Below are 25,735 nucleotides of genomic sequence, written 5' to 3' on the forward strand. Positions count from 1 at the left end.
AAATAGAAAAGACTCAAATTAATTTGAGTCTTCTTCTTTTTCTGGTTCTGCCCAATTTCTTCGCAAACTAAAATGGTCTGGAACTAAATCATATCCTGGCTGGCAAAATGGGTGACAACGTAAAATACGTGCTGTTCCCATTGCCAAACCTTTGGCTGGTCCATGTTTTTCAATGGCCTGAACCATGTAATTGGAGCAGGTAGGATAATAACGACAGGCTGGTGGCAAGGCTGGAGAAATCCAGCGTTGGTAGCCATGTACTGCTTTTACTAATACTTTTTTCATCTATTTCACTTTATTAAGTAAGAACTTATCATCATTCTTGCTAGTTTTACTGACAGACATTATCAGTTCTTTATTTTTACTGACAGAAATATTTTGGAACATCTGTCAGTAAATTTTTATTTCAAAAGACTAAGAATATCAGCAACCATAAGTTCTGGTGTCAAATGATAACGATTATAAAGTTCTGTCACTGGAACAGAATCATTAAATTCACGTTTCGCACCAAAGTTCAAAACTTTAACATCATACTTACCAAGGAAGGAAGCAACTTTTTGACCAAATCCTCCGTCAAGAATTCCATCTTCGATCGTCGCAATAACTTGATGATTTTCAACTAAGTTTTCAAGGAAAGCTTGGTCCAAATCGTTGATGAAAAGTGGATTTATTAGGGTTGCATTAATTCCATTTTCAGCCAAAACTTTAGCTACTTTTTCACCATGTGAATAAAGGCCACCAAGTGCCAAGAGGGCAACTTTTTCGCCTGATTTTGTCATTTGATATGAAGGGGTTGAATAATCTGTGAGAACCGTCGGACGTGATTCTAAGCCGTGTTCTGGCATTTGAATCACAACTGGTTCTTCATGTTGAGCAAGGGCCCAATCAAGAATTGAAATAAATTCTTCTTCAGAAGTTGGAGCAAGATATTTGATATTTGGAATGTTTGAAATCCAAGTCATGGCTGATGAGCCTTGGTGTGTTTCATCTGAACCTGAAATAACTCCACCTTTAATAATAACAATTGCTGGTTCTTCATTAATTGCTAAGTCATGCCAAAATTGATCATAAGCACGTTGAACAAAAGTAGAATTGTGGAAAATAATTGGACGAGCACCAGCCGCAGCCATTGCACCTCCAAAAGTAATGGTAAATTGCTCAGCAATTCCTGCATCAATATAACGGTCAGGATATTTAGCTGCAAATTGTTTCAGTCCAAAGATTCCTGGAATTGCTGCATTGATGGCAACAAGAGGTAGGCCTTCTGAAACCTTTTTATCCATGTAATCCAACATAACTGAACTATAAGATTTACCAGAATCAATCACTTTTGATTGACCAGTTTCTAAATCGAAAGGCATGTGCCAGTGAAAAGCTTCTTTATTTTCAAGAGCTGGTTGATAACCACGTCCTTTTTCAGTATGAATATGAAGGACAATTGGATGGTTGATATCTTTTACTTCTTCAAATAAGTGAATTAAAGATTCAATATCATTTCCATTTTCAAGATATTTATAATCTAAACCAAAAGTTTTAAAGAAGTTATTTTCGGCTTGACCATTTGTCGCCCGAAGTTCGGCAAGGTTACGGTAAAGTCCTCCATGATTTTCAGCAATTGACATTTGATTATCATTAACTAAAATAATGAGGTTTCCTTTGAAATCTCCGGCATTATTGAGGGCTTCCATAGCAAGTCCCCCAGAAAGTGAACCGTCACCAATGACTGCAACAATGTTGCCTTTGTCATTTGTCAAATCACGCGCTTTGGCATAACCTAAGGCATTAGCAATTGAAGTTGAGGTATGGCCAACTGTGAAAAAGTCGTGTTCTGATTCTCTTTGACTGGTGTAAGGTGTGATGTCATGGAAATGTCCATCAGTAAATCCATTTTTACGTCCAGTTAAAATTTTATGTGGATAAGTTTGGTGAGAAACATCCCAAATAAACTTATCAATTGGTGAATTGAAAACTTTATGAAGGGCAATTGTTAATTCAGTCACACCCAAGTTTGGGCCAACGTGTCCACCAATGTTTGATACTTTATGAAGAACTGCTGTTCTAATTTCTGAAGCTAATTCTTCTAGTTCTTGATTTGATACTTTTTTTAAATCCGCTGGGCTGTCTATTTTTTCTAACACTGACATCTCTGATTTTCTCCTTTTTAGATTTACTTAGTTATTTACTAACAGAAATTGTCTTTAAAAACTAGTAAATCGACTGACAAAATTGTCATAATTTGAATGTTACTATTATCTTATCATAATTTGTCAGTAATTTTTTCCTATCATATTTTACAACTTTTGGAAAATTTTTGCAGGATTTGAAATTGTGCTATCCACACGAATTCTAACAATGAATTTTGTACCTTTAGGTTTATTATCTTCAACTGTAATCTTCCCATTGTAAGCTTCAACAATTTGTTTGGCCAGAGAAAGACCCAAACCTAAGCCACCTTTTTGACGCGTTCTTGCTTTATCTACTCGGAAAAAGCGGTCAAAGATTTTTTTCTTATCTTCATCAGAAATTCCTTCACCATTATCGGCGACAGCAAAAACTAAGAATCCCCCATTTTTTTGAACATCTACAGAGATTTCACCCTCATCACCCGTGTATTTAAGAGCATTATCAAATAAGATGGTTAGCAATTGTTTGATCAGAGCTTGGTCCAAATTAATCGTTCCATCTAATTTCAAATGGCCTGAAAACTTTTTACCTGCGTTTTCAGCAAGCATTTCATAGCTATTAAAAATATTCTCAAAATAAGTTGCCGTAGTCGCCTCTGGCTCAATTCTGATTCCAGAATCTCGACGAGCTAAGTTCAGTAAGTTACTTGTTAATAAACGCATATTACGAACTTCTGATAAACTTTCAGAAATATTTTCTGATTCATCAATAATTGTTGCTGTTGGCTTTTGGAAAAGTAATTCTAGACGATTTTGCAAGATTGCCAGAGGTGTTCTCAATTCATGTGAAGCATTTTCAACAAATTCTTTTTGTTTTTCATAAGCGGCCAAAATTGGTTTTAATGTCCAGTTTGCAAGATATAGACTAATAATTACTGACAGAAGCCAGAAAGTAATCATTGTTGTCACAATGACCCACATGGCTCGGCTCATGGCATCTTGAATTTGGTCAACATTTGAAAAAATTTGTGCATAAACCGGAGTTACTGTTCCATCAGTATTTGTAATAATAAATTGTGATGTTGTCAGATAACGATAGTGCCAATTATCTCCATAAGGATTTTTTACAGAAACAGTTTGAATAGTGTTAATTTGATTTTCGTTAAATTTCATTGTTTTTTGCAGAAGGCTCATGCCAAAGTTTGTACTTATATTTGCATTTGAACCCGCTGAAGGTATGAAACTTTTACCCTCTGAATCATAAAAAATTACACTATTATTGGGACCGTAATAGCCACTATCTTGCGAATTATTCATTCCTAATTGATTATTCGCTGCTTCTATCAAAAAGACTCGGTTTTGAGCCAAATTGTGTAAATTTTGGTCAGTCGCTCGATACATTCCTAATTGCATGACTTGAATAATAATCACGGCTAAAGCAACAAAAATGACTGTAAAAGCTAGAAAAAAATGAAGGAAGTTTTTCCCATCATTTTTTACAATAGCTGAAGATTTAACTTTTTTAATTATTTTCTTCAAAGAGGTCTCATTTCTAGATAGATTTACTGACAGAACTTTTTGTTAATTTATAGATGACTTTCATCTCTATACAATAAGCTGTCAGTAAAATTTTATCTCAAGATATAGCCAACATTTCGCAAAGTTGAAAGATTATTGACAAATTCTGTATCTTTCAATTTTTTCCGAATTTTACTCATATAAACTTCAACAACAGTTACTGTTGTATCACTGTCATAACCCCAAATCCGGTCAAAAATTTGCTCTTTTGGCAAAATAACATTTTGATTTTGCATTAAATAAACGACTAAATCAAATTCTTTTCCGATTAAATCAACAGGTTGATCATCAACTAAAGTTGATTTATTTGATAAATTCAAACGAATATTTCCATAAGTTAAACCGTTTGAATCTTCTAATTTACCTGTCCGTTTCAAAAGTGCTTGAATACGTGCTTTTAGTTCATCTAAATAGAAAGGTTTTGTTAAATAATCATCTGCTCCAATGTCGAATCCGTGCATTTTATCATCCAAAGATTCCTTAGCAGTCATGATTAAGACTGGCGTATCTACATTTTGCTCACGTAATTCCTTTAAGACTTCAAAACCATTCTTTTCTGGAAGCATTAAATCAAGCAAAATTAAATCATAGATTCCCAATTCTGCCTCATAGAGTCCTTCAACACCATCATAAACCTGTTTGACTTGCGCAAATGATTTTAAGAAATCGTAAACAGATTTTGAGAGTGATAAATCATCCTCCACTAATAAAATTTTAATCATTGAATCCATCCCTTTTCACTTTTTTTAGGGCTCATAATTTATAAATTATTTTTAGTTAAATTGCTTGGAAAGTCAATAAAACTGCGCCCATCCCTTTCTATTATTTTACACTATTATCATATTTTTGTCTTGTACTAGGCTTAACCTTATCTTAAACAAAACTAAAAAAGCTAGAACTTAAATTCTAGCTTTTGTTGATTCTCTAATAATTAATTCAAAAGGGATAATTGATTTTTCTGGCAAATTTTCTTTCTTATCTCGTAAATCCAAGATTTTCTTAATTGCGCTTGCCCCTAATTGCTCAATATGAATGTCAAAAGTTGTTAAATAAGGATGAATCATTGCTCCAAAGATAGAGTTGTTGTAAGTAATTAAACTCACATCTTCTGGAACATTTAAACCTTGACTTCTTAGACGTTCCACAACTTTTAAAGACAAGACATCATCCATAACTACAAGAGCTGTTTCATTTCGCAAGGAAAAATTAGCATCCATAAACAAGAGGTCATGATTGAGCCCAAGTTTCTCGGATTCATCTTTAAAACCTTGATAACGTTCTTCAAAAACTTCTGTTTCTTTCGTATCGGTCACGAATGAAATATTTTGATGATTTAATTGTGCTAAATGACGAACAGCCTCGCGTCCAAGCAGCATATTATCATTATCCACATGGGTAATTTCATTTTTTCCTTCAGCCGGAGTTCCAACTAAAACAAAAGGAACCTTATTTTCTAATAAATAATCGCGAACTTCATCATTTTTTCCAGCGTAAAGCACGATAAATCCGTCAACTCGCTTTTCTGAATATTGAAGTTCAATCTGTTTTTTCAACTCTTTGGCTGAATGCCCCGTCGCAATAGCGATTGAAACATCGTAATCACGAGCTGTTTCATTGATTGAGGTCAATATTTTCATAAAGAAAGGTTGGCTCGCTTTGTCAGCCACTGGCGGGAAAACAACACCAATTGTATTGGTTTTTCCCGAAGCTAGAATCTGAGCCGCTGCATTCCTTCGATAACCTAATTCATGCATGGCTTTGCGAACTTTTACTTTTGTTTTATCTGAAATCTCTGAACTATCTTTAATGACCCGACTGACCGTTGAGGCATTAACACCAGCTTTTTTTGCAACATCTTTAATTGTAACTGCCATATTTTCACTTGAGACTAGCTAAACCCAGCTCAACTCAGCGCTCCTTTCTTTTTCTTTTATTTGACACTCTGAAATTTTATTTTGCCAAATTTTCGATTAATTTTCAACTATTTTTTAGATTTTTGATAAAAAAGTCATTTAAAGACATCAAATTACTTTGTTTTTGTAACATAAAAATCTCTTAACTCAATTTTTTCACCATAAATTTCAAGATTTAAGGCTTGGCCACGTAATAATTCAAGTTTCACTTCTTGACCAACAGAAATTTTTAATAAACGTCCGCGATAGTTAATGTGAAAGGCATAACCCGTCCATGCTTGTGGTAAAAATGGGGCAAAACTCAATTGACCATCCCAGGTTTTCATTTGGGCAAAACCATGAACAATCGCCAACCATGAGCCAGTCATTGATGTGATGTGAAGTCCATCTTCTGTGTCGTTATTATAATTATCTAAGTCAAGACGAGCTGTTCTTTCATACATTTCAACAGCCTTGTCTTCCATGCCAAGCTCTGCTGCTAAAATCGCATGAATGGATGGAGAAAGTGAGCTTTCATGAACAGTTAATGGTTCATAAAAATCAAAATTTCGTTGTTTTTCGGCTAATGAAAATTGATTGCCGAAGAAATAAATTCCTTGAAGCACATCTGCTTGCTTAATATATGGACTACGTAACACTCGATCCCAAGACCAATTTTGGTTCAATGGAAGATTTTTAGGGTCAAGTTGAGCCACTGGAGTCAAATCTTTATCTAAATAGCCATCATGTTGAACAAAGATACCCAATTCTTCATCTTCTGGATAATACATTTTATCCACAATTTCTGCCCAGTGAGCAATTTCAGCTCCTTCAATTAAATCTGGGCGTGGATATTTCGCTAAACTTTCAGCAGTATAAGTCAAAACCCAAGCTGCCAATTTATTAGTGTACCAGTTGTTATTGATATTATTTTCATACTCATTTGGGCCTGTGACTCCATGAATCATGTATTTATCATTTCGTTTACTATAATGCACACGGTCTGCCCAAAAACGAGCAATTTCAATCAAAACTTCTAAACCTTCATGAGCAAGATAAGTTTCATCTCCCGTGTAGTTGCTGTAGTTATAAATCGCATAAGCCATTGCTCCATTACGGTGAATTTCTTCAAATGTAATTTCCCACTCATTATGACATTCAACACCTGTAAAAGTAACCATTGGATACAAAGCACCTTTAAGTCCTTGTTGACGGGCATTATGTTGTGCTTGTGGCAATTGATTATGACGATATTTTAAAAGATTTTTAGCAACTTTTTCATCCGAAAGTGCCAAGTATAATGGAACGGCATAGGCTTCTGTATCCCAATAAGTTGCTCCGCCATATTTTTCTCCAGTAAATCCTTTAGGGCCAATATTTAAACGTTCATCTTCGCCGTAATAGGTAGAGAAAAGTTGGAAAAGATTAAAGCGAATCCCTTGTTGAGCTTCTGCTGAACCGTCAATTTGTACATCAGCAATTTCCCAACGTTTTTTCCAAGCGATTTCTTGTTCTTTATAAAATTCATGATATGTTTTCTTAGAAATTTCAAGGGTCAAATTTGATAGCACTTTTGTTAAATTCGAGGGTTCAATATCACGACTTGTGACAACTAAAACATTTTTGATAAAGGTGAGTGGTGCATTTTCTATTAATTTTGCTTCGTAAACATCTAAAACAGAACTTTCTCTTGTTTCTTGCTTAACTCGAGTAAAATCGCCTGCAAAGCTTTGTTTAGCTGCTACCGTAAATTGTTCAACTCCAAATGGATTAGGAATTGTTTCAGTGACAATAAATGAACCTGTAGCTGTATTATCAAGGTTTTTTACTGTCCAAAATTTTTCATCGTAGTTGGAATCTTCATTACGAACATTTGCATCAATGATTGAGGCTGTACGGATTTGATGAATTTCACCATCTAAGCTTTCAAACATGAAAGCAAAAACCGCAAGTTCTTGTTGAGCAATTGAGAAAAATCTTTCGGCAGTCACACGTACTCCATAAGCTACATAAGTATAGGTGAGTACCCCTTTTTCCATATCAAGCGACAGATTAAAATCAGTCACGTGACTTGCGGCTAAATCAACTTCTTTGTCATCAATAAAAACTCTGACAGAAGCAAAATTGAGGGCATTGATTGCTTTACCAAAATATTCAGGATAACCATTTTTCCACCAACCTACACGTGTTTTATCTGGAAACCAAACCCCTGCAATGTAAGTTCCTTGGTGACTGTCGCCACTATAAGTTTCACTAAAATTTCCGCGCATTCCCATGTAGCCATTGCCAATGGAAGTAAGTGATTCTTGCAAACGACGGTCTTCTTTTTCAATCTGATTTGATGTGATTTTCCAAGGGTCAATGCCCATAATTCTTTTGATTTGTTTCATAGTGTTATCTTGTTCTCACCTTCTATTTTTTATAAACCCGATATTCCCAGGCTGACAGAACCATTTTTTCTTGAAATTTTTGATTTGAACTGCCCAAGACTTGTTGATAATTAATGACAGAACTTTCAGCAGAGCTGTCAGTAAAACTGTCAATTTTTGTAAAATCTAAATGAGCTTTTTTGTCAGCCAAATTGACAATAATTAAAAATTCAGCTCGTTCATAAACTAAAACTTGAGGATGTCTTTTAAAATGAAATTTAATTGAACCCTCTGAAATCGCTGGTTCTTGATGCCGTAATTCAATCAATTTTTTATAAAGTTCAATGAGTTCTTGATTAGTTTGACTATTAATAACAGAAAAATTTGGATTAATTTCCATCCAAGCTTGTCCACTTGTAAATCCTGCATTTTTAGAATTGTCCCACTGCATTGGTGTTCTTGAGTGCTCACGACTATTTTGGGTCACTTCTGCTAGTGCTTGATTTGCTGACAATTCTGTCATTAACATTTCATATTTCTTTTTAATCTCGTCAGCTCGCAATTGCTTTGCGTCAGTAAATGGAAAATTAGTCATCCCAAATTCCTGCCCTTGATATATGAAAGGCGTTCCTCTTAAGAGCATATAACTGACAGCCAACGCTTTTGCTGATTCTATTGAACCATCGCCAAAAGTATCAATACTTCTTGGTTGGTCATGATTTTCAATATACAAAGCATTCCACCCCCGTTCAAGCAAATCTTCTTGCCAACGCATAATGACTTTTTTATAGCCATAAATATCTCCTTGGCTGTTGTCAGTTGCTTTTCTAAGATTATGCTCTAATTCAAAAATCATATTGATATAGCCAGCTTCATCGGTCCAATCGGGCGCTTGCTTGGAGCGAACCCCTGAAGCTTCCCCAACAGTCAAAGCACCATATTCATCAAAAATAGCTTTCAAATCTGACATATATGTTTCAATCCCAGCAACATTCATGAAAGGCACCCACGGGCCGTCGCCTTTCCAAGATTTAATTTTATAGTTCCATGGCATTTTTTGAATGTGTGAAATCGCATCTAATCTGAAGCCATCTATTCCCAAATCTAACCACCAGCGAATCATGTCATAAATTTCTTGCCGAACTTTGGGATTTTTCCAATTTAAATCAGGCTGTTCTTTGGCAAAAACGTGAAAATAAGCTTGTTTTGTTTTTTCATCATAAGCCCAAGTTGAACCACCAAAAAAGGAAATCCAATCATTTGGCATTTGGTTAGGGCTAGCGTCTTCCCACAAATAATAATCACGGTAAGGATTATCTTTTGATTTTTGACTTTCTAAAAACCAAGGATGTTGGTCTGATGTATGATTGACTACCAAATCCATGATGACTTTCAAGCCATTTTCATGCGCTTTATCTAGTAATTTTTTAAAATCTTCAAGTGAGCCAAACATTTCATCAATGACTTGATAATCAGAAATATCATAGCCCCCGTCAACTTGTGGACTCTTGTAAATTGGATTTATCCAGATAAAATCAATCCCCAATTCACGTAGATAAGGAATTTTTTCAATGATGCCATTGATGTCGCCAATGCCATCTCCATTGGTATCTTTGAAAGATTTTGGATAAATCTGATAACCTACCATCTTGTGAAAATCATTTGTTTTTATTTTTTTCATAGTTTTACATTTTCATTTTTAAAGTCCCTAAACTGAACTTATTTTTTTTTCAAAATAACGGTGCTGTAAGCTGGAATTGTCAATTTTCCATCAGTTAATTTTGCTTGAGAACTACTGACAGAAAGTTGGTCAGTGATTTTTGTCCCAACAACGCTTTTTGGGAGTTTCATTGTCACATTTTCTGTATCGGAAAAATTATTGATAATAGTCAAATCCTTTCCATAATTAATGACAGACAAGCTCTCTTCACTGACAGAAATATTTTTCAATCTGTCAGTCGCAATTTCAGGATATTTTGCTTTGACCCGTAAAATTTTTTTGTACCAATTGAGCAGTGAGTTCGGATTGGCTTCTTGTTGAGCTACTGAGCCTCCGTCAGTTGTGGCAATTTCTGTCGTACCTGGCACAGAAATGTCTGCTTTGGGAGAATCTGTCCCGGCAGCATTCCACGGCATTGGCAAACGTTTATTTTGGTCAATGCCAGAACCGGTCAGCCCCAATTCCTCACCGTAGTAAATAAATGGATTTCCCGGCATCAAAAGATAAGTTTGAGCAGCCATTTTCTGCATGGATAAAGAACTTAAAAGGGTTGCAGATCGGTCTGTGTCATGATTACTCAAGAAAGGAGCGTCAATGGCTTTCGGGTTATCCGCATGAATTTCTTGGTCCCATGCTTCAATTTGTTGACCAAATAAAGAGCCTTCACCTAAGACTAAAGCTGAATTAATTGGACTTGAACTCGATTGCAAAGCATTCGGAAAGTCAAATAATGAATCAATACCTGATGGATAAATATCATCAATTGCCGAAGCCGTTGAAAAAACTTCACCCACTAAATAGGCTTTTGGATTTTGCTTTTTGACCGTGTCTGTCAGCCATTTGGTAAAGGCCGTCGTTTTTTTGTCATCATTTGAGAAATAAAAACCGACAGCGTCCAAACGAAAACCAGAAACACCTTTGTCTAACCAAAATTTCGTAATTTTTGCAATTTCTTTTTTGACCTCAGGATTGGCAAGATTGAGGTCTGGCATGGATTTATCAAACTCTGACTCATAGTATTTGCCGTTGCTGGCTAAACTATAACCCTCTTTTGCTGTATCTGACCAATTATAATAAGCCACATATTTTTTGTCGCCAGCTAGTGCTTTTTGAAACCAAACATTATCAGTCGCCGTGTGGTTAAATGGCATATCTAAAATCACAGCAATTCCTCGTTTTTTAGCTTGAGCAATCAGATTTTCAAAATCAGCCATTGTCCCAAATTTAGGATTAATTTTTTCGTAATTAGTGACATCATAGCCATGATAACTAGGACTAGCAAAAATCGGTGTCATCCAAAGTCCTTGCACTTTCAAATCCGTTGTAGAATTGGATTTTCCAGTATTCAAGTAGTCTAAATGTTGCGTGACCCCATTTAAATCACCTTCGCCATCATGATTTGAATCGGCAAATGAACTCGTAAATATTTCATAAAAATTCCGATACAAACTTCTATCAACCTTTTGGCTGACAGCCGCTTTTTTTACTGATGAATCTTTTGAATTTGCTTTTTGACAAGCACTTAAAGCACACGTCGTCAGTAAAGTTACTGACAGAAGTAAAAGCTTATTTTTCATAATATTCGTTCTCTTTTTCTTCCCAGTAAAGTCGGTCAGAATCAGTAATTTCGCGGAGAATTCGTGCTGGATTACCTACTGCAATCACATTTGCTGGCAAATTTTTTGTCACTACCGTTCCCGAACCCACAATTGTATTTTCGCCAATCGTAACGCCCGGATTAACAATTACTCCTGCACCGAGCCAAACTCGATTACCAATCGTAATCGCTTTTCCATATTCTAGTCCACGCTGTCGAACTCCGGCATCAATTGGATGAGAAGCCGTAATCAGACTGACGCGAGGTCCAAACATCACATCATCGCCAATCGTAATCGGTGCAACATCCAGAAAAATACAGTCCATATTGGCATAAAAGCGCTGACCAATTCTTGTATTTTTACCATAGTCGATGTAAAGCGGTGGATTTACAAATAACTCATCACCAGTTTGACCAAAAAGTTCTTTTTCAAGTGCCACAATTTTTTCTGTATCAAGTAGATTGAGTTGGTTAATTTCTTGATTTAATGCTCGATTATTATCAGGTTTGTATTCTGGTTCAACTTTACTTGCTTTATAGAGTTCGCCAGCAACCATTCTTTTAAATTCGCTCATTTTCACCTCACCCTTTTGCGCTTTAACTATTCCACTTCGCAAGCAAAGGCTTCCCAAGCTTTTAATTTAATCTGAGAAAGTTCAGGCAGGAAATTTTCATTGTGAATCAATAAGTCACGACAGACAAATCCTGTTTTAAATTGATTTTCTTCATCAGATAAATTGGCAACGACCAAATATTTCTTGCCCTTATAAGTCCGCAAATATGCAAAAACATCAGCCTCAGAATCAATCAACTTGAAGTCCCCATAAATGACCCAATCATGTTGTTTACGAAGTTCAATCAACTTTTGATAAGTATAAAAAACAGAATCAGGATCACTCATGGCTTGGTCAGCATTAATTTCTTCATGATTAGAATTGACAGCGAGCCAAGGTTTTCCATCAGTAAAACCTGCATTTTCTCCAGCCGTCCATTGCATCGGTGTTCTTGCATTATCACGACCAACACGACGAATTGAATCCATGATTTCATTTTCAGAATGACCAGCAGCTAAGCGTTCAGCAAACATATTCCGTGACTCGATATCATTGACTTCTTCAATTGATTCAAAAGGATAATTCGTCATTCCAAGCTCTTCACCTTGATAAATATAAGGCGTTCCTTTCATCAAATGTAATAAAATCGCAAAAGCTTTAGCTGATTTCAAACGATATTTTCCATCATTTCCCCAATTTGAGACAATCCGTGGTAAATCATGATTATTCCAAAAAAGTGAATTCCAACCTTTTTCTAAAGCTTGCCATTTGGCTAAAATTTCTTTAAGTTTTGAAACTGAAAATTCCTTTTTATCCCATTTTTCGCCCTCATCAAGATAAGCATTTGTGATGTGTTCAAATTGGAAAACCATTGATAATTCTTGACGTTTAGGGTCAGAATAAAGTTCCGCAATCTCTGGTGTTGCTCCCCAAGTTTCACCTACGGTCAGCAAATTTTTCTGACCAAAAGTTGCCTGATTCATTTCATGCAAATACTCATGTAATTTAGGCCCATTTCCTGTGATTTCTTGGTCAATTTCTTTCCCAATCAAATCAATCACATCCATGCGAAAACCGCCGATTCCCTTATCAATCCAGAAATTCATCATGTCATAAACTTCTTGATGAACCTGAGGATTTTCCCAGTTTAAGTCTGGCTGACGCTTGCTAAAAAGATGAAGGAAATATCGGCCCGATTCCTCATCAAATTCCCAAGCAGAACCAGAAAAGGTAGATTGCAAACCATTAGGTTCATCAGCCCAAATATAATAATCACGATAAGCATTATCTTTTGATTTTCTAGCTTCCACAAACCATTTATGTTCATCAGAAGTATGATTAACTACCAAATCCATAACAATTTGAATATTTCGCTTTTTAGCTTCCTTGAGCAATTCATCCATATCCGCCATCGTTCCAAAAACATCAGCAATTGCTTGATAATCAGAAATATCATAACCATTATCATCCATTGGCGATTGATAAACTGGACTCAACCAAATTGCACCAATCCCAAGTTTTTCAAGATAATCTAATTTAGAGATAATTCCTTGCAAATCACCAACACCATCACCATTAGCATCCATAAAAGAACGCGGATAAATCTGATAAACGACTGTTTTTTGCCACCAATTTTCTTTCATATTAACTACTCCATTAAGATGTGAGTTCATTCTCCTATTTTCCTAGGATATAGGAGGGCGAACTCAATTAAAATTTTACTGACAGCTTTATAAGTTAATCCCGTCAGTAAAATACTCACTAAACCAAAGATTCTGTCAGCAATTTTTACTGACAAAACTATCAGCAAAGCCGATAGTTTCTTTATTTACCGATTCAATGACTCCCTCGGTCACAGTGAACTGACAGAATCCATTTTCTATTTATAGATTACAAAACCATATTGTAAAATATTATTTTGATCAACCAAATTAGAGAAAACCACTTCATCAGCTGAAAAATAAGCCGGTTTTTCGCCAATATTGAAAATAGCTTTCAAAGTTCCACGTTCAAATTTCACAATGCCATTTTCTGAATCTACGATTTTCCATTCTACTTCTGAATCACTTAAAATTCCTTGATATTGTTTGCGTAAAGCAATCAGATTTTTAAAGAATTCAAACATCTCTAAATCTTGATCTTTTTCTTCCCAAGGCATCACCTTACGACACTCAGGGTCCATCCCACCTGTCACCGCATACTCATCCCCATAATAAATACAAGGCACACCTGGTTGCATGAAGGTGAACGTCTCAACCAATTTCATCAAATTTTTATTATTTTTTGCAACAGTCAAAATTCTGGGTGTATCATGAGAATCTAAAACATTAAACATCATTTGATTCACTTGCTTACGGTATAATGTCAGCTGCGTATTAATATTAGAAACCATTTGTTCCAAAGAAATTTTCTTCGTAATCAAACCATCTTTGATCGCATCGGTATAAGCATAGTTCATAACGGCAGAAAACTCATCGCCAACTAACCAAGGTTGTGCAGAATGCCAAACCTCACCTAAAATATAAAAATCATCTTTTGCCGCGTCACAAGTTGTGCGGAATTTTTTCCAGAAAGTGTGATCCACTTCATCCGCCACATCCAAACGCCAAGCATCAATATCAAACTCAGAAATCCAATAATCAGCTACTTTCAAAAGATAAGCTTCAACCTCTGGGTTAGCCGTATTCAGTTTTGGCATGTGTGGAGTAAAGGCAAAAGTATCATAAGTTGCATTTTCAGCATTTTCAAAATCATCAGTCGGAGTATAAGTTGCTGGCCAACTATTAACATGGAACCAATCCGCAAATTTTGATTTTTCTTGATTTTTCAATACATCTTGCCATTGAGCAGACGTATCTCCGATGTGATTAAAGACCGCATCTAACATGACTTTAATACCACGCGCATGTGCTTCTTTCACCAAAGTTTTAAACAATTCCTTATCCCCAAATTGCTTATCAATTTCCATATAATCTTCTGTATCATATTTATGATTAGAAAAAGCTTGAAAAATAGGGGTAAAGTAAATACCATTCACACCGAGTTCAGTCAAATGTTCCAAATGATCAATCACCCCTTGCAAATCTCCCCCATAAAAATCTTGACGGTCGGGAACATCTTGTGGATTCCAAGCTTTTGTTCTCTCAGGGTCATTGCTCTTATCCCCATTGGCAAAACGTTCAGGGAAAATTTGATACCAAACCGTTTCTTTGACCCATTCAGGTGCTTTAAAACGATCACTTTCATGGAAATAAGGCAAACGGAAAGCCCCATATTTTTTAGTCACCAAGCTCTCATCATAATCAAACATTCCTTGGTCTGTGTAAATTACTTTTTCTCCATCCAAGCCTGTAATGACAAATAAGTAATCTACTCGTTTCGTTGCAACAGTAATTTCGGCCTCAAAATAATCGCTAATATTAGTAGAAAGATACTTTTTCATCTCTACTTTTTGACTAGCCCAATACTGTGTTTCAGGGTTATCAAGCCCTTCCCACGAATAAGGATCGCCATAAAATAATTCGACTTTTTCCACATCAGATTTTTGTGTTTGCAGACGAACATGCATCAGATTTTTTGCATAAAGATAAGCAAATTCCGACTCAGGACGATGATAAATTGCAGCTTTGTTCATAATAGAACCTCCAAATTTTTTTGATGGCTGTACTGTCTTAAACTATTTTCAATTAATCTCAAGGACAGCGAAAAGCACCTTTTCCGTCGCTTTTCGATAGTGTCATTTCCACCACATCTGGAGAAGATAAATCTCACATTAATCATATTTTATCATAACGCTTTCATTGACGCAACCGTTTGCGACGATTTTCGCATATTATTTTTTAAAACATTTATTTTTCATTCTAAAGAATACGCTGAAAAGTCGGTATAAACCAATTTCTAAGTAATCAAAATGTAATATTTTTTTCCTTGACAAAAAGCAAACGGTTGCGTAAAATGAGGAGTGTATAAAATAAACCGTTTTCATTAGGAGGAAACACAAAATGAAATCATGGAAAAAAGTTGCTCTTGGTGGAGCATCTGTACTCGCCCTCGCAACCCTCGCAGCTTGCGGTTCATCAGCAAGTTCTAACAAATCATCATCTTCTAGCTCAAACAATGTAAAAGGTAATGTTACCTTGTGGGTTGACCCAGCTAATGTTGATAGCTACAAAACACTAGTAACTGGCTTTGAAAAAAAATATCCTGATGTTAAAGTAAAAGTCAATCAATCTCCAACAGGTTCTGCAAATGCCAAAACTGACGTTGGTAAAGATCCAGCAAAAGCAGCGGATGTCTTCAAAGTTCCTAATGACCAACTTGGTGCCATGGCTGAAGCAGGTTACATTAACCCTCTTTCTCCTGATGCAACAAAATGGGTAGACAAAAATGACATTTCTGTTGCTGGAGAAGCTGTTTCTTGGAAAGGTAAATATTATGCCTATCCTCAAGACCAACAATCAAATATCATCTTCTATAACAAAGCTAAATTCTCTGAAGCACCAACTAGTTGGACTCAATTTACACAAGATAAAGCAATCGGTACAGACTTTACAAACTCTTATAACTGGTATCCAGCCTTCCTTTCAAACGGTACAGTATTGTTTGGTAAAGATGGTGAAACTTTAGACGGTACTGACGTTGCCGGAGATGCTGGACTTCAAGTCTTGAATTGGTTTGCAAAACAAAAATCTAACACAGGTGTTGTCCAATCAGGTCAAGCATTGCTAGCTGATTTAAAATCAGGTAAAACAGCTGCTGTCCTCGATGGACCTTGGGATGCAAGTAATGTTAAGAAAATTCTTGGCGACAATTACGGTGTTACCACCCTTCCAACAATTGATTTCGGCTCTGGCGAAAAGAAAATGCAAGCTTTCTCTGGTGTAGGTACACTTGCTGTTAACTCTGCTTCTAAAAATCAAGTCGCTGCATCTTCTCTCGCTCAATATCTTTCTAATGCTGACTCACAAAAAGAACTTTATAAAGATAATAATGCAATCCCAGTTGCTAAAAGTTTGCAAACTGATTCAGATATTACCGCAGACCCAGCTGCCCAAGCTGTTATCAAACAAGTGCCTGAAGATACTTTGATGCCTAAAATGCCTGAAATGGCCACATTCTGGAATTTAGCTGCTCCTTTGATTAATAATACATACCTTGGTAAGACTCCTGCTTCACAATATGACAGTCAACTTAAAACTTTCCAAGATTCTATCTCTAAAGCAACTAAATAATTCATTAGTACTCTTTTAAAGAGGTTGGGCACAGCCTAATCTCTTTATTTATTAGAAAAGGACAAAGTTATATGTTCAGAAAAAAAACTTCTTTACCACCTGAAGCCACTTATAAAGAAGTCTGGTCTAAAGGGGATATTTTTGCAAAACTGAGTTTTTTTGTGATGGGACTCTTTCAATTAAAAAATAAACAATGGCTAAAAGGGCTTCTCCTTCTTGCCAGTGAAGTCATTATTATTTGGTGGTTACTCTTTTCAGGCTTTAAAGCTATCAGTATGCTTGGAACTCTTGGTACAGTAAAAACTAAAAAAGTTATCTGGGATGCTTCTGAGGGAGTATATAATACTCTTTTACCTGATAATTCTATGCTCTACCTTCTATTTGGTGTTTTTGCAATAGTAGCAATTGGTTTACTTATATTTTTATATATCGTTCATCTTAGATCTCTTCGTCACCTCTATGCACTTAATCGTGACAATAAGCATATTCCAACAACGCTGGAAGATTTATCTTCACTATTAGATGATAAACTTTACATTACATTAATGGTTCTTCCACTTCTTGGAATTTTAGCTTTTACTGTCGCTCCGTTAATCTTTATGATTACTCTAGCCTTTACAAACTATGATACTCAACATTTAATTGGTTTTTCATGGACTGGATTGTCTGCATTTGCTCAAGTTTTCCAAGGGGACTACGGAAAAGCCTTTTTCCCACTATTAATTTGGACCATTATTTGGGCTGTTGCTGCAACTTTAACAACATTCCTTGGTGGTGTTCTATTAGCCTTGCTAATAGAATCCAATGGAGTTAAATTTAAAGGTTTTTGGAGAACTATATTTGTTGTAGTGTTTGCCGTTCCTCAATTTGTTTCTTTGCTTTTAATGGGAATGTTCTTAGATGACCATGGACCTATTAATAGCGTTTTACAAAATGCCCACTGGATTAAAGGGCCAATTCAATTTTTATCTGACCCAATCTTGGCTAAAATTTCAGTTATTGGTGTAAACATGTGGATTGGTATTCCAGTAACAATGTTAGTTTCAACTGCTATCATTCAAAATTTATCGCAAGATCAAATTGAAGCAGCAAAAATTGATGGAGCTAACACTTTCCAAGTGTTTAAATCAATTACATTCCCACAAATATTATTTGTTTTGACCCCAACATTGATCCAACAATTTATTGGTAATTTCAATAATTTCAACGTTATTTATCTTCTTACAGGAGGTGGACCAAATACAGACAATAACTTGGCAAATGCTCAAGCAGGAACAACCGATTTATTAATTACTTGGCTCTATAAACTTACTACACAATCTACAAGAAATTACGCTCTTGCTTCTGCTATTGGTATCATAATATTTGTTATCACAGCAACTGCATCACTCGCTCTATATCGTAGAACTAATGCATTTAAGGAGGGCTAATTAGTGAAATCTTATAAAACTCAGAGAAAACTTTCTCTAACATTCCGTTACCTTTTATTAGTTATCTTAGCTCTCCTTTGGATATTCCCTGTCATATGGATGATTTTAACAAGTTTTGCTAAGAATAATAATACAGGTTTCGTTCAATCTTTATTTCCACAAAACTGGACTTTGGAAAATTATATAGGTATCTTTAATAATTCTCAATATCCTTATGCGCATTGGCTTTTAAATACTTTTATTTTAGCAGTAATATGTGCGGTGGCGAATACTTTTATCACAACAATTATGTCGTACGCACTTTCACGTTTACGTTTTAAATTCAGAAAACCATTTTTACAATTCGCATTGATTATTGGCATGTTCCCAGGAATCATGGGAATGATTGCAATGTATTCAATTCTTAAATCTATTAATATGCTTAATATTTGGGGAATGGCACTGGTCTATGTAGGTGGTTCTGGATTAGGTTTCTACGTGTTCAAGGGTTTCTTAGATACCATCCCTCGCTCTATTGACGAAGCCGCAACAATTGACGGTGCAACTCGCTGGCAAACTTTTATTCATATTACACTTCCTCTTTCTCGTCCAATGATTGTATACACATCTTTAATGGCATTCATCGGACCATGGCTTGATTTCATGTTCTCAAGTTACATCTTAGGTGGTGGAGATCCCAAAATTCGTACAGTGGCCTACGGATTGCAAAATATGATGACAAATTCAAAAGGTTCAAGTGCTACAAACCTCTATCAGTTTATCGCAGGTAGCGTACTGATTGCAGTGCCTATTACAATCTTATTTATAGTTATGCAAAAATTCTATGTCAACGGAATTACAGCTGGTGCGGATAAAGGATAAAAAATACTTTTTCATAAAATTCGATAAATAAAAAACAGATTCTTAAGAGTCTGTTTTTTCTATTACTATGCAAAATCATTTGAATAATTCAACTTTACTCTACAATAACAAAGCCAAGTGTTTCTACTTATTTTAGAAATTTTTGAAGAAAGTGTCTCGTTTATTTTTTATTAATACTATAAATAACTAATTACCAAATATTTTTAGTATTAAGTAATACTACTAATTTGCAAGTCTCAATTTTGGAAACGAGCATGTCCAAGAAATTAATTGTATGGCTATTCTCATATATTCTTTAAGTAAATCCGGTGAAATTTTTTCAAAAAACAAATTATATTGCTCCTGATAGTGTCTCGCTCCCTCAGAGTTTTTTTTAAAGTTTTGGTTTATTGATTTTAAATATTTTGAAGTATAAATGAATTCCTTTGAAACAGTGGAAACTCCAGATTTACCAATATTATATTTATTAGCTAGTATAGACCTAGAAAATTGTTTTTTAAAAAACTTTGTAGTATCATCAGTTTCTGCTGAAATTTTCAGATATTGTATCTCCGCTCCTAATGATTCGTGATTTTCAATACTCTCTAATAAAAATAATCCCTCGAAATTTTTATAATTAGAATGCTGACAATAACACGATGGAGGAATAAGATTTTCTTTTTCCCTAACTTTAAGAATAATGAGGTCACAAATACGATTGTGGTTGATTCTTTTGTTCACGCTTGAAATTACCTCAGCAGTTTCACCAATTTTTGAACTGATACTCTTTTTATCACTATCACAAATAGAAAATGTAATTCTTTTTTCGATTTGTGCCTTATTATGAAAAAATGGACCAATTTGATTTCCACCACCTGCATCATTTGAACAATTCAAAACTATATTTTGAGGTAATCCGAATTTATTTTCTTCCATCATTCTATCTACTAGACCTTTATAAAAATAACCATCTACCGTATTCTCTGTGACCAATGATGTATTTAAAAGTTGATTATCAAAATATACTATGGGAACATCAAATATTTTTACACAATTTTTTTCAATATGTTGTGAAAATTTACTCTCCGAGTTTCCCACTCTCACATAAACTTGCAAACTTTTTCTCAGAGTTATGTTGTCTTGATGATTTTGGTAAACATGATAAAATATATTTTCTAAGGAAGCGTTCGATTTGAAGTAGTCTTCTAACTCTGTACTATATTTTCTATTTTCTAAAGCAACAATATGATTTCCTTGTGCATAACTATCTAGTACATTGAAGAAATTATTTAATGTATTTTCATTTTTTTTTGATATTATTTCCTCTATTAATTCGTTACTAAGTTCCAGATACATTTATAATATTCCTCCAGAAAGAAATCCCACTGGCCATTCTTTAATTATACCTTCATGATCATAGGAAGTCGGAGTTATATTTTTATCCGTATCATTATTACTTATTGGATTTACCAAAAATATATTAATCTTATCCTCTAAATTTTTAGAGTTTTCTTCTAAGTTATTTTTTTCAATATGTTGACCAATACGATTCATAATTACAATGCTATGTGTCTCAATAATGAACTGTATTTCGGGATAATTTGAAATAATTGAAATTAGTAAGTCTGCAAATTGTGCCTGCATTGCAGGATGTAAGTGAAGTTCAGGTTGTTCAATTACTATCAAATTTTTGGGGGATTCCATCTTGCCGTAGTAATCCTTAGGCATTCCTCTTCTACTTTTATATTTTCCCTTGTTATTAATTTGTTTCCAGATAACCAATAAAACTGGTAAGATTTGAGAGTAACCAAACCCTGTATCTGCTAAATTGTATTTATTTTCTTCTAAACTGTGTACATTTATACCAATATGGCCTCCATTTTGAAAAGTTTCAAATTCAATATTGAAAGTTTCTTTTGTCCATTTCTTCCAAGAAGATTTCTGTTTTGCAGACATGCTATGTAAAATCATCGGCACATTGGTACCTGTAGAATCAACATCAAGTACTGAAAGTCCTTGTATTCTATAATATCTCTCGGCAGTGGCTCTAACAGGTGCTATATAAGAAATTTGTGAAAACAAAGTATCTAAGTTTTCATTAATTTTATTCATTGTGAATAGTGCAGTAAGAATAGTGTAGTCATCGTAAATGTAATCTATATTCTTTTTAAAAGTTGCTAATATAGTCTTTGGAAATTTTTTTTCTAAAATATAAGCTTCAAATTCTTTTCTAGTTCCATAATATTTCAAAGTACTAAAAAATTGAGCCAACTTATCAATAGATATTGATGGATTGATATTTTCAAAAAGTTTCTTTCCTAGATGATCATCCACAATCTTTTGTAAGTGTTTATGCCGATTTTTAGAATTATTTTTTTTACTTTCATCAGTAAATATCTCAGGAATTATTTTATTAGTCTGATTTATTCCCTCTAATGTCAAGTCATCAAAGAAAAGAATTTCTCTACCATCTATTTTAATACTTGATTCATCAAAATTAAATTCAATTTTTTTATTATCCAGTTTAACAGATACTTTTTTGTACTTATCCTTATTAATTGAAATTTTAATAGAAATATCAGAGATTTTATTTTTTTGTTTTTTCTCGTTATCATCAATAAAAAAAGCAAAGTACTTATAAATATTATTTGATTTCATAAGTTTTTTCTCACCTACATGAAAACGTAATACATCCAAAAGCACATTTGAATTATTTAAATTTATATCGACATCTTTAAACGAAAAAGAATATGATAAAACTTCTTTTTCGTTTTTCGAGTGCACACTCTCTTTAAAACTCCCAAAATCAACTCCTTCAGGATCATACCAAAGTAGAGGGGTATCATTGTTTCTGAATAGAGTCTGCCTTACTAATGGAAAGAAGCGAAGGATAGTACTCTTACCCGTACTATTAGCTCCCAAAAAAAGATTCAAATTACTTAACTTTATTTCTCCTGAATCTTTTATTGCCCTTAAATTTTCAAATTGTATTGATTCCATAAATTCATCTCCTATAACTTGATAAGTATATTTTAATTTATTTTTAACAAAAATGATAGTAATAATATGGTTGATTACAATTTATATAACTTTTATCTTATTTCTATTCACTTTCTAATCAACCATTGTCATAGTGCTAAAAAACATTGTTAACTAATTTCAAATATTATCTAACATCCGTTTTTGCTCTTCAAAAGTTTCCGTTAATTTATCACTAAACTTTCCTTTAATTGCTTCTTTAAGTTCTGCTGAATTTTTGGAAATTGAATTTTTAGCTGTTTCTGATTCTAATTGTGCACTTTTTTCACGTTTTTCGCGTTTCTTATAGCTACTGACAGTTCCTGTCTTTCCTAAAGTTTGAATTTGAATTTTTTGTAATTCTTTTTGTGCTTTTTTAATCAGCTGATCTACAATATCCATTCTTACCCCTTTTCTTGTAACTGTCTAAATTGTCGGTTAGACTCCAGTTCAGATTGTTCAATTTTATTTTGAACAACTCTTTTTTCTGCCTCAAATTCCTCAGCCATTTCTTGTGAGAATTGATTCAAACGATAACGAGAAAAATCATAAGCTTCAGAAAAGTCACCATCTACTTCTTGAAGCATACGATCAATTTCATTCCTAGTCTGCTCAATCAAATCATTTACTGATCGTTCTCCTCTTCTAAGTTCATCTTCCTGCTCTTCTAACTGTGTTCTTTGATAACGATAATCACTTAATAATTCTTCCTCAGTAAGCAAAATTTATTCCCTTTATCCTTTTAGTTGCTGAGCCAATTCACTATCTCGAGCAACTAATTCTGAGATTTTACTCTTAATTTCGCCCTCAAGATTTTTAAATTTATCGCTCATTGTTCTTACTTTATCAATTTTACTTTGATACTGTCCTGTCGGAAATCCGACAATATTATCTTGCGTAAAACCAACCATTTCAAGTGCTTCGTATATTTCCCAAGTTTCAAGAAGATTGCCCATATCTACCGCCTTATTAAAAGTATCTTGCCATAGTTTTTCTGATTCATTAATTCCATCTTGATAGTTTTTCATGACATTACTCATAGCCAACTCAAACTCAGAACTGGCCGTTGAAACAATCGCAAGAGCTTGTGCATCGTCTAAGTAGATTTTTTCACTGGATGAAAGACCTCCACCACTTGCTGTAAGTCTTGTCCGAAGATCACTTAACCTAGACATTTGAACTTCAAACTGTTTCCCCATTCCTTCAATACTTTTTTCAACATCAGCATTTTTAGGAAGTTTATAAACATGTCCCTTTTCATCAATAAGATTTCCCTTGCTATCAAAATTCCACGAAGATAAATCATGACTACTTCCATCAATCCATACAATTGTACCTAAATCATCCCCAGCATGAATATTACCATCCAAATATCGTACCACTTCATCGTTATTATGACGAAAGTTGACGAACATTTCCCGATGTGATTTGATATAGTTTCGCTCTTCCTCAGTTAAATCAGAATATCTAAACCATCCATTAAAAACAGTCGTTGGAATATGAGCTTCAGCTCCTATTTTTAACATATAGCCTCCTTGGCTATACCCTGTTAATTGAGTGACTGTATATTTTTCCTGTACTCTTTTCAAAAAATCTTGAGCAGATGACAGTTGGTCGGATTGAAAACCTCCCCATTCATCGACAGCACTGGCAAGATTTTTCCAATCATTGGGGTTTGTTCCAGCAGAAACAACAATCACATGATTAGGGTCACCATTAGGGAATTCTTTGGTAATAGGGGCAACCGCCATTCCTCTATAACTTCCTCCAAATAAAGAATTATCACAGTCAGTATCTACAACTCTATATGAGTCCGTTGAGTTCCCATTAGGCACATGTATTTTATTTTGTTGCCCCTCTTTAGGATTTTGCGATACTAATACATCTCCAGAATAGTTAGCATCCACTCTATATACAGCTTTATTTAACTTATTTAAGTCTTTTATACTAGTCATATCTATAATACTTCCTCAGAATCATTTGTAAAATATACTGTTATATTATTTGATGTTTCTCCATTATTTAAATCGTCACCACCAATATAACTTTCTAGCTGTTCACTTTTACTTTCGTTGTCTTTATTTATAGGAAAGTCTGTGCCTATTTTTTCATTTTTATTATCTGTTTGAATTATTATATCGATTGATATAAAACCTGCAACTGAATTTTTGCTCATTGACTTATTTACAAATTTAACTGATTTTATATCTGCAAATGTATTTTTTATTTGTTTAGCTAGTATTCTTTCTTGCTCAATACTGTAATCTGAAGTTTGTAACTCTACTTTTTCTTTTTCAGCTTTTTCGTTCATATAATATTTTCCTCCAATGATTCCCACTCCAACCAGGACTACAACTAGTAATGCTAAAATTAGCATTTTTCGTTTCTTCATTTCATTTTCCCTTACTAAAAAATTAACCTTTAAGGTTATTTTGCTTTAGAAGCCAAAGCTTTGAGCATCTTGTCTGTCACATTCCACAATGTTATCCGTATATTTATACTAAACACCTTGTTCGATTTGCTCCTTAGATTGAATATAGACTTGAACTTGTTGTTTGAGTTCTTCAGAAGTTGTAGAATTTTGTGACATTACATTTTACATTTTTCAATTTTATGTTTATATTTTACTATTTTTTTACAAAAACATCAAACTATGTCTTGTAGAGTTCCTATCTTTCCCATTTCTTTTTATAATTTAAATGTGTATAAATAATGGTAACTATTTTCTTCTTATACATTATTTGTGGAGTTTGGATAAGATTTTTTAACTTTTTTTCCAAATGAATCATCGTTTATCAAAGATAACAGGAAAAGTAACGCTATCATTCATAGAGTTAAAGAATTGATTGAAGTCCTTATAACTGATATCAAGTCGTTCAAACGATAATTTGTGCTTTCCCACTATGCTCTTTTTATCTCCATCAGTACGTGAAGAAGTTTTTGGTTGCTCGAAAAATTCAACGACTACCTTATTAGCCCCATTTCCCCACCATAAGACATGAATATCTTTCACTTCTTTTAAGGAGATATGATAACTAATGGTGCCATTAGTTAAAGGATAATAAATTAACTCATCATTATCAACCTGCATAATGAAGGGAGCCTTCTTTTTAGAATTTTTGCTTATTCTTTTAATCAAAAAAGAAACCAAAAGAGAAAAAATATATAAAATTGATATTGCCAGTGCTGTATAGGTCACCAATTTATTTTTTCCCATTTGATAAACTCCAAGACCCCCATAACCCACGATAAAAATAAAAAGAATAATGCTATTTATCTTTTTTATGCTACTTTTATCTTTCTTTAATATAAGTTTATTTTCCACATTTTGATCCATTTAAAAAACCTCATTTTATTATATTTAAGTACGAAAATTTTATTAT

21 protein-coding genes are annotated in these 25,735 nt (G+C 34.1%); 3 read left to right on the plus strand and 18 right to left on the minus strand.

Annotated features, from left to right (window positions below):
• Positions 1-18: 18 nt before the first annotated feature.
• From yidD to IAE51_RS10870, 11 genes are all read right to left on the minus strand, one after another.
• Positions 19-285: a membrane protein insertion efficiency factor YidD gene (yidD, locus tag IAE51_RS10820; protein WP_010906087.1), complete on the minus strand. Its 267-nt coding sequence runs from the start codon at positions 283-285 to the stop codon at positions 19-21.
• Between the two features lie 116 nt (positions 286-401).
• Positions 402-2,144 carry a 1-deoxy-D-xylulose-5-phosphate synthase gene (locus IAE51_RS10825; RefSeq protein WP_200095404.1) on the minus strand — a complete coding sequence of 581 codons (1,743 nt, stop codon included), beginning with the start codon at positions 2,142-2,144 and terminating at the stop codon, positions 402-404.
• 147 nt (positions 2,145-2,291) lie between these two features.
• The gene (locus IAE51_RS10830) at positions 2,292-3,662 is read right to left on the minus strand and encodes a cell wall metabolism sensor histidine kinase WalK (RefSeq protein WP_003130363.1); all 1,371 of its coding nucleotides are present in this window, start codon (positions 3,660-3,662) and stop codon (positions 2,292-2,294) included.
• A 92-nt stretch (positions 3,663-3,754) separates the two neighbouring features.
• Complete coding sequence (locus IAE51_RS10835) at positions 3,755-4,423, minus strand: response regulator transcription factor (protein WP_021722129.1); 669 nt, start codon at positions 4,421-4,423, stop codon at positions 3,755-3,757.
• A gap of 177 nt (positions 4,424-4,600) precedes the next feature.
• The gene (locus IAE51_RS10840) at positions 4,601-5,575 is read right to left on the minus strand and encodes a LacI family DNA-binding transcriptional regulator (protein WP_058206283.1); all 975 of its coding nucleotides are present in this window, start codon (positions 5,573-5,575) and stop codon (positions 4,601-4,603) included.
• A gap of 152 nt (positions 5,576-5,727) precedes the next feature.
• Complete coding sequence (locus IAE51_RS10845) at positions 5,728-7,983, minus strand: glycoside hydrolase family 65 protein (RefSeq protein WP_012898269.1); 2,256 nt, start codon at positions 7,981-7,983, stop codon at positions 5,728-5,730.
• Positions 7,984-8,005: 22 nt separating this feature from the next.
• Positions 8,006-9,643: an alpha-glucosidase gene (locus tag IAE51_RS10850; RefSeq protein ID WP_052230928.1), complete on the minus strand. Its 1,638-nt coding sequence runs from the start codon at positions 9,641-9,643 to the stop codon at positions 8,006-8,008.
• A gap of 38 nt (positions 9,644-9,681) precedes the next feature.
• Positions 9,682-11,259, minus strand: coding sequence for an alpha-amylase family glycosyl hydrolase (locus IAE51_RS10855; RefSeq protein ID WP_200095406.1), 1,578 nt, complete (start codon positions 11,257-11,259; stop codon positions 9,682-9,684).
• Positions 11,249-11,854 (minus strand): sugar O-acetyltransferase, encoded by a 606-nt coding sequence (locus IAE51_RS10860; RefSeq protein WP_032941364.1) that lies wholly within the window; start codon positions 11,852-11,854, stop codon positions 11,249-11,251. Before IAE51_RS10860 ends, IAE51_RS10855 begins: the two co-directional genes overlap by 11 nt.
• Before the next feature lie 26 nt (positions 11,855-11,880).
• Complete coding sequence (locus tag IAE51_RS10865) at positions 11,881-13,476, minus strand: alpha-glucosidase (protein WP_200095438.1); 1,596 nt, start codon at positions 13,474-13,476, stop codon at positions 11,881-11,883.
• Between the two features lie 236 nt (positions 13,477-13,712).
• Positions 13,713-15,467 (minus strand): glycoside hydrolase family 13 protein, encoded by a 1,755-nt coding sequence (locus tag IAE51_RS10870; RefSeq protein ID WP_200095408.1) that lies wholly within the window; start codon positions 15,465-15,467, stop codon positions 13,713-13,715.
• 367 nt (positions 15,468-15,834) lie between these two features.
• Between IAE51_RS10870 and IAE51_RS10875 the strand changes: the two genes are divergently transcribed.
• From IAE51_RS10875 to IAE51_RS10885, 3 genes are all read left to right on the plus strand, one after another.
• Positions 15,835-17,064, plus strand: coding sequence for an extracellular solute-binding protein (locus IAE51_RS10875; protein WP_012898275.1), 1,230 nt, complete (start codon positions 15,835-15,837; stop codon positions 17,062-17,064).
• Positions 17,065-17,135: 71 nt separating this feature from the next.
• The gene (locus IAE51_RS10880; RefSeq protein WP_200095410.1) at positions 17,136-18,494 is read left to right on the plus strand and encodes a carbohydrate ABC transporter permease; all 1,359 of its coding nucleotides are present in this window, start codon (positions 17,136-17,138) and stop codon (positions 18,492-18,494) included.
• A gap of 3 nt (positions 18,495-18,497) precedes the next feature.
• Positions 18,498-19,355 (plus strand): sugar ABC transporter permease, encoded by an 858-nt coding sequence (locus IAE51_RS10885; RefSeq protein WP_003130377.1) that lies wholly within the window; start codon positions 18,498-18,500, stop codon positions 19,353-19,355.
• 222 nt (positions 19,356-19,577) lie between these two features.
• Here the strand turns inward: IAE51_RS10885 and IAE51_RS10890 are convergent, their stop codons facing one another.
• The 7 genes from IAE51_RS10890 to IAE51_RS10920 form a co-directional block, all read right to left on the minus strand.
• The gene (locus tag IAE51_RS10890; RefSeq protein WP_200095412.1) at positions 19,578-20,690 is read right to left on the minus strand and encodes a hypothetical protein; all 1,113 of its coding nucleotides are present in this window, start codon (positions 20,688-20,690) and stop codon (positions 19,578-19,580) included.
• Positions 20,691-22,334: an AAA family ATPase gene (locus IAE51_RS10895; protein ID WP_200095414.1), complete on the minus strand. Its 1,644-nt coding sequence runs from the start codon at positions 22,332-22,334 to the stop codon at positions 20,691-20,693. It abuts the gene before it with no gap.
• 159 nt (positions 22,335-22,493) lie between these two features.
• Positions 22,494-22,754 carry a hypothetical protein gene (locus IAE51_RS10900; RefSeq protein WP_200095416.1) on the minus strand — a complete coding sequence of 87 codons (261 nt, stop codon included), beginning with the start codon at positions 22,752-22,754 and terminating at the stop codon, positions 22,494-22,496.
• Positions 22,755-22,756: 2 nt separating this feature from the next.
• Positions 22,757-23,074, minus strand: a complete 318-nt coding sequence (locus IAE51_RS10905; RefSeq protein WP_200095418.1) for a hypothetical protein — start codon at positions 23,072-23,074, stop codon at positions 22,757-22,759.
• Between the two features lie 12 nt (positions 23,075-23,086).
• Positions 23,087-24,307, minus strand: coding sequence for a hypothetical protein (locus IAE51_RS10910; RefSeq protein WP_200095420.1), 1,221 nt, complete (start codon positions 24,305-24,307; stop codon positions 23,087-23,089).
• 2 nt (positions 24,308-24,309) lie between these two features.
• A complete protein-coding gene (locus tag IAE51_RS10915) occupies positions 24,310-24,744 on the minus strand; it encodes a hypothetical protein (RefSeq protein ID WP_200095422.1) in 435 nt (144 codons plus the stop codon).
• Positions 24,745-25,137: 393 nt separating this feature from the next.
• Positions 25,138-25,689 (minus strand): hypothetical protein, encoded by a 552-nt coding sequence (locus IAE51_RS10920; RefSeq protein ID WP_200095424.1) that lies wholly within the window; start codon positions 25,687-25,689, stop codon positions 25,138-25,140.
• Between the last annotated feature and the right edge of the window lie 46 nt (positions 25,690-25,735).

It is taken from the genome of Lactococcus sp. S64, from assembly GCF_016516525.1.
Taxonomy (GTDB): Bacteria; Bacillota; Bacilli; order Lactobacillales; family Streptococcaceae; genus Lactococcus; species Lactococcus lactis.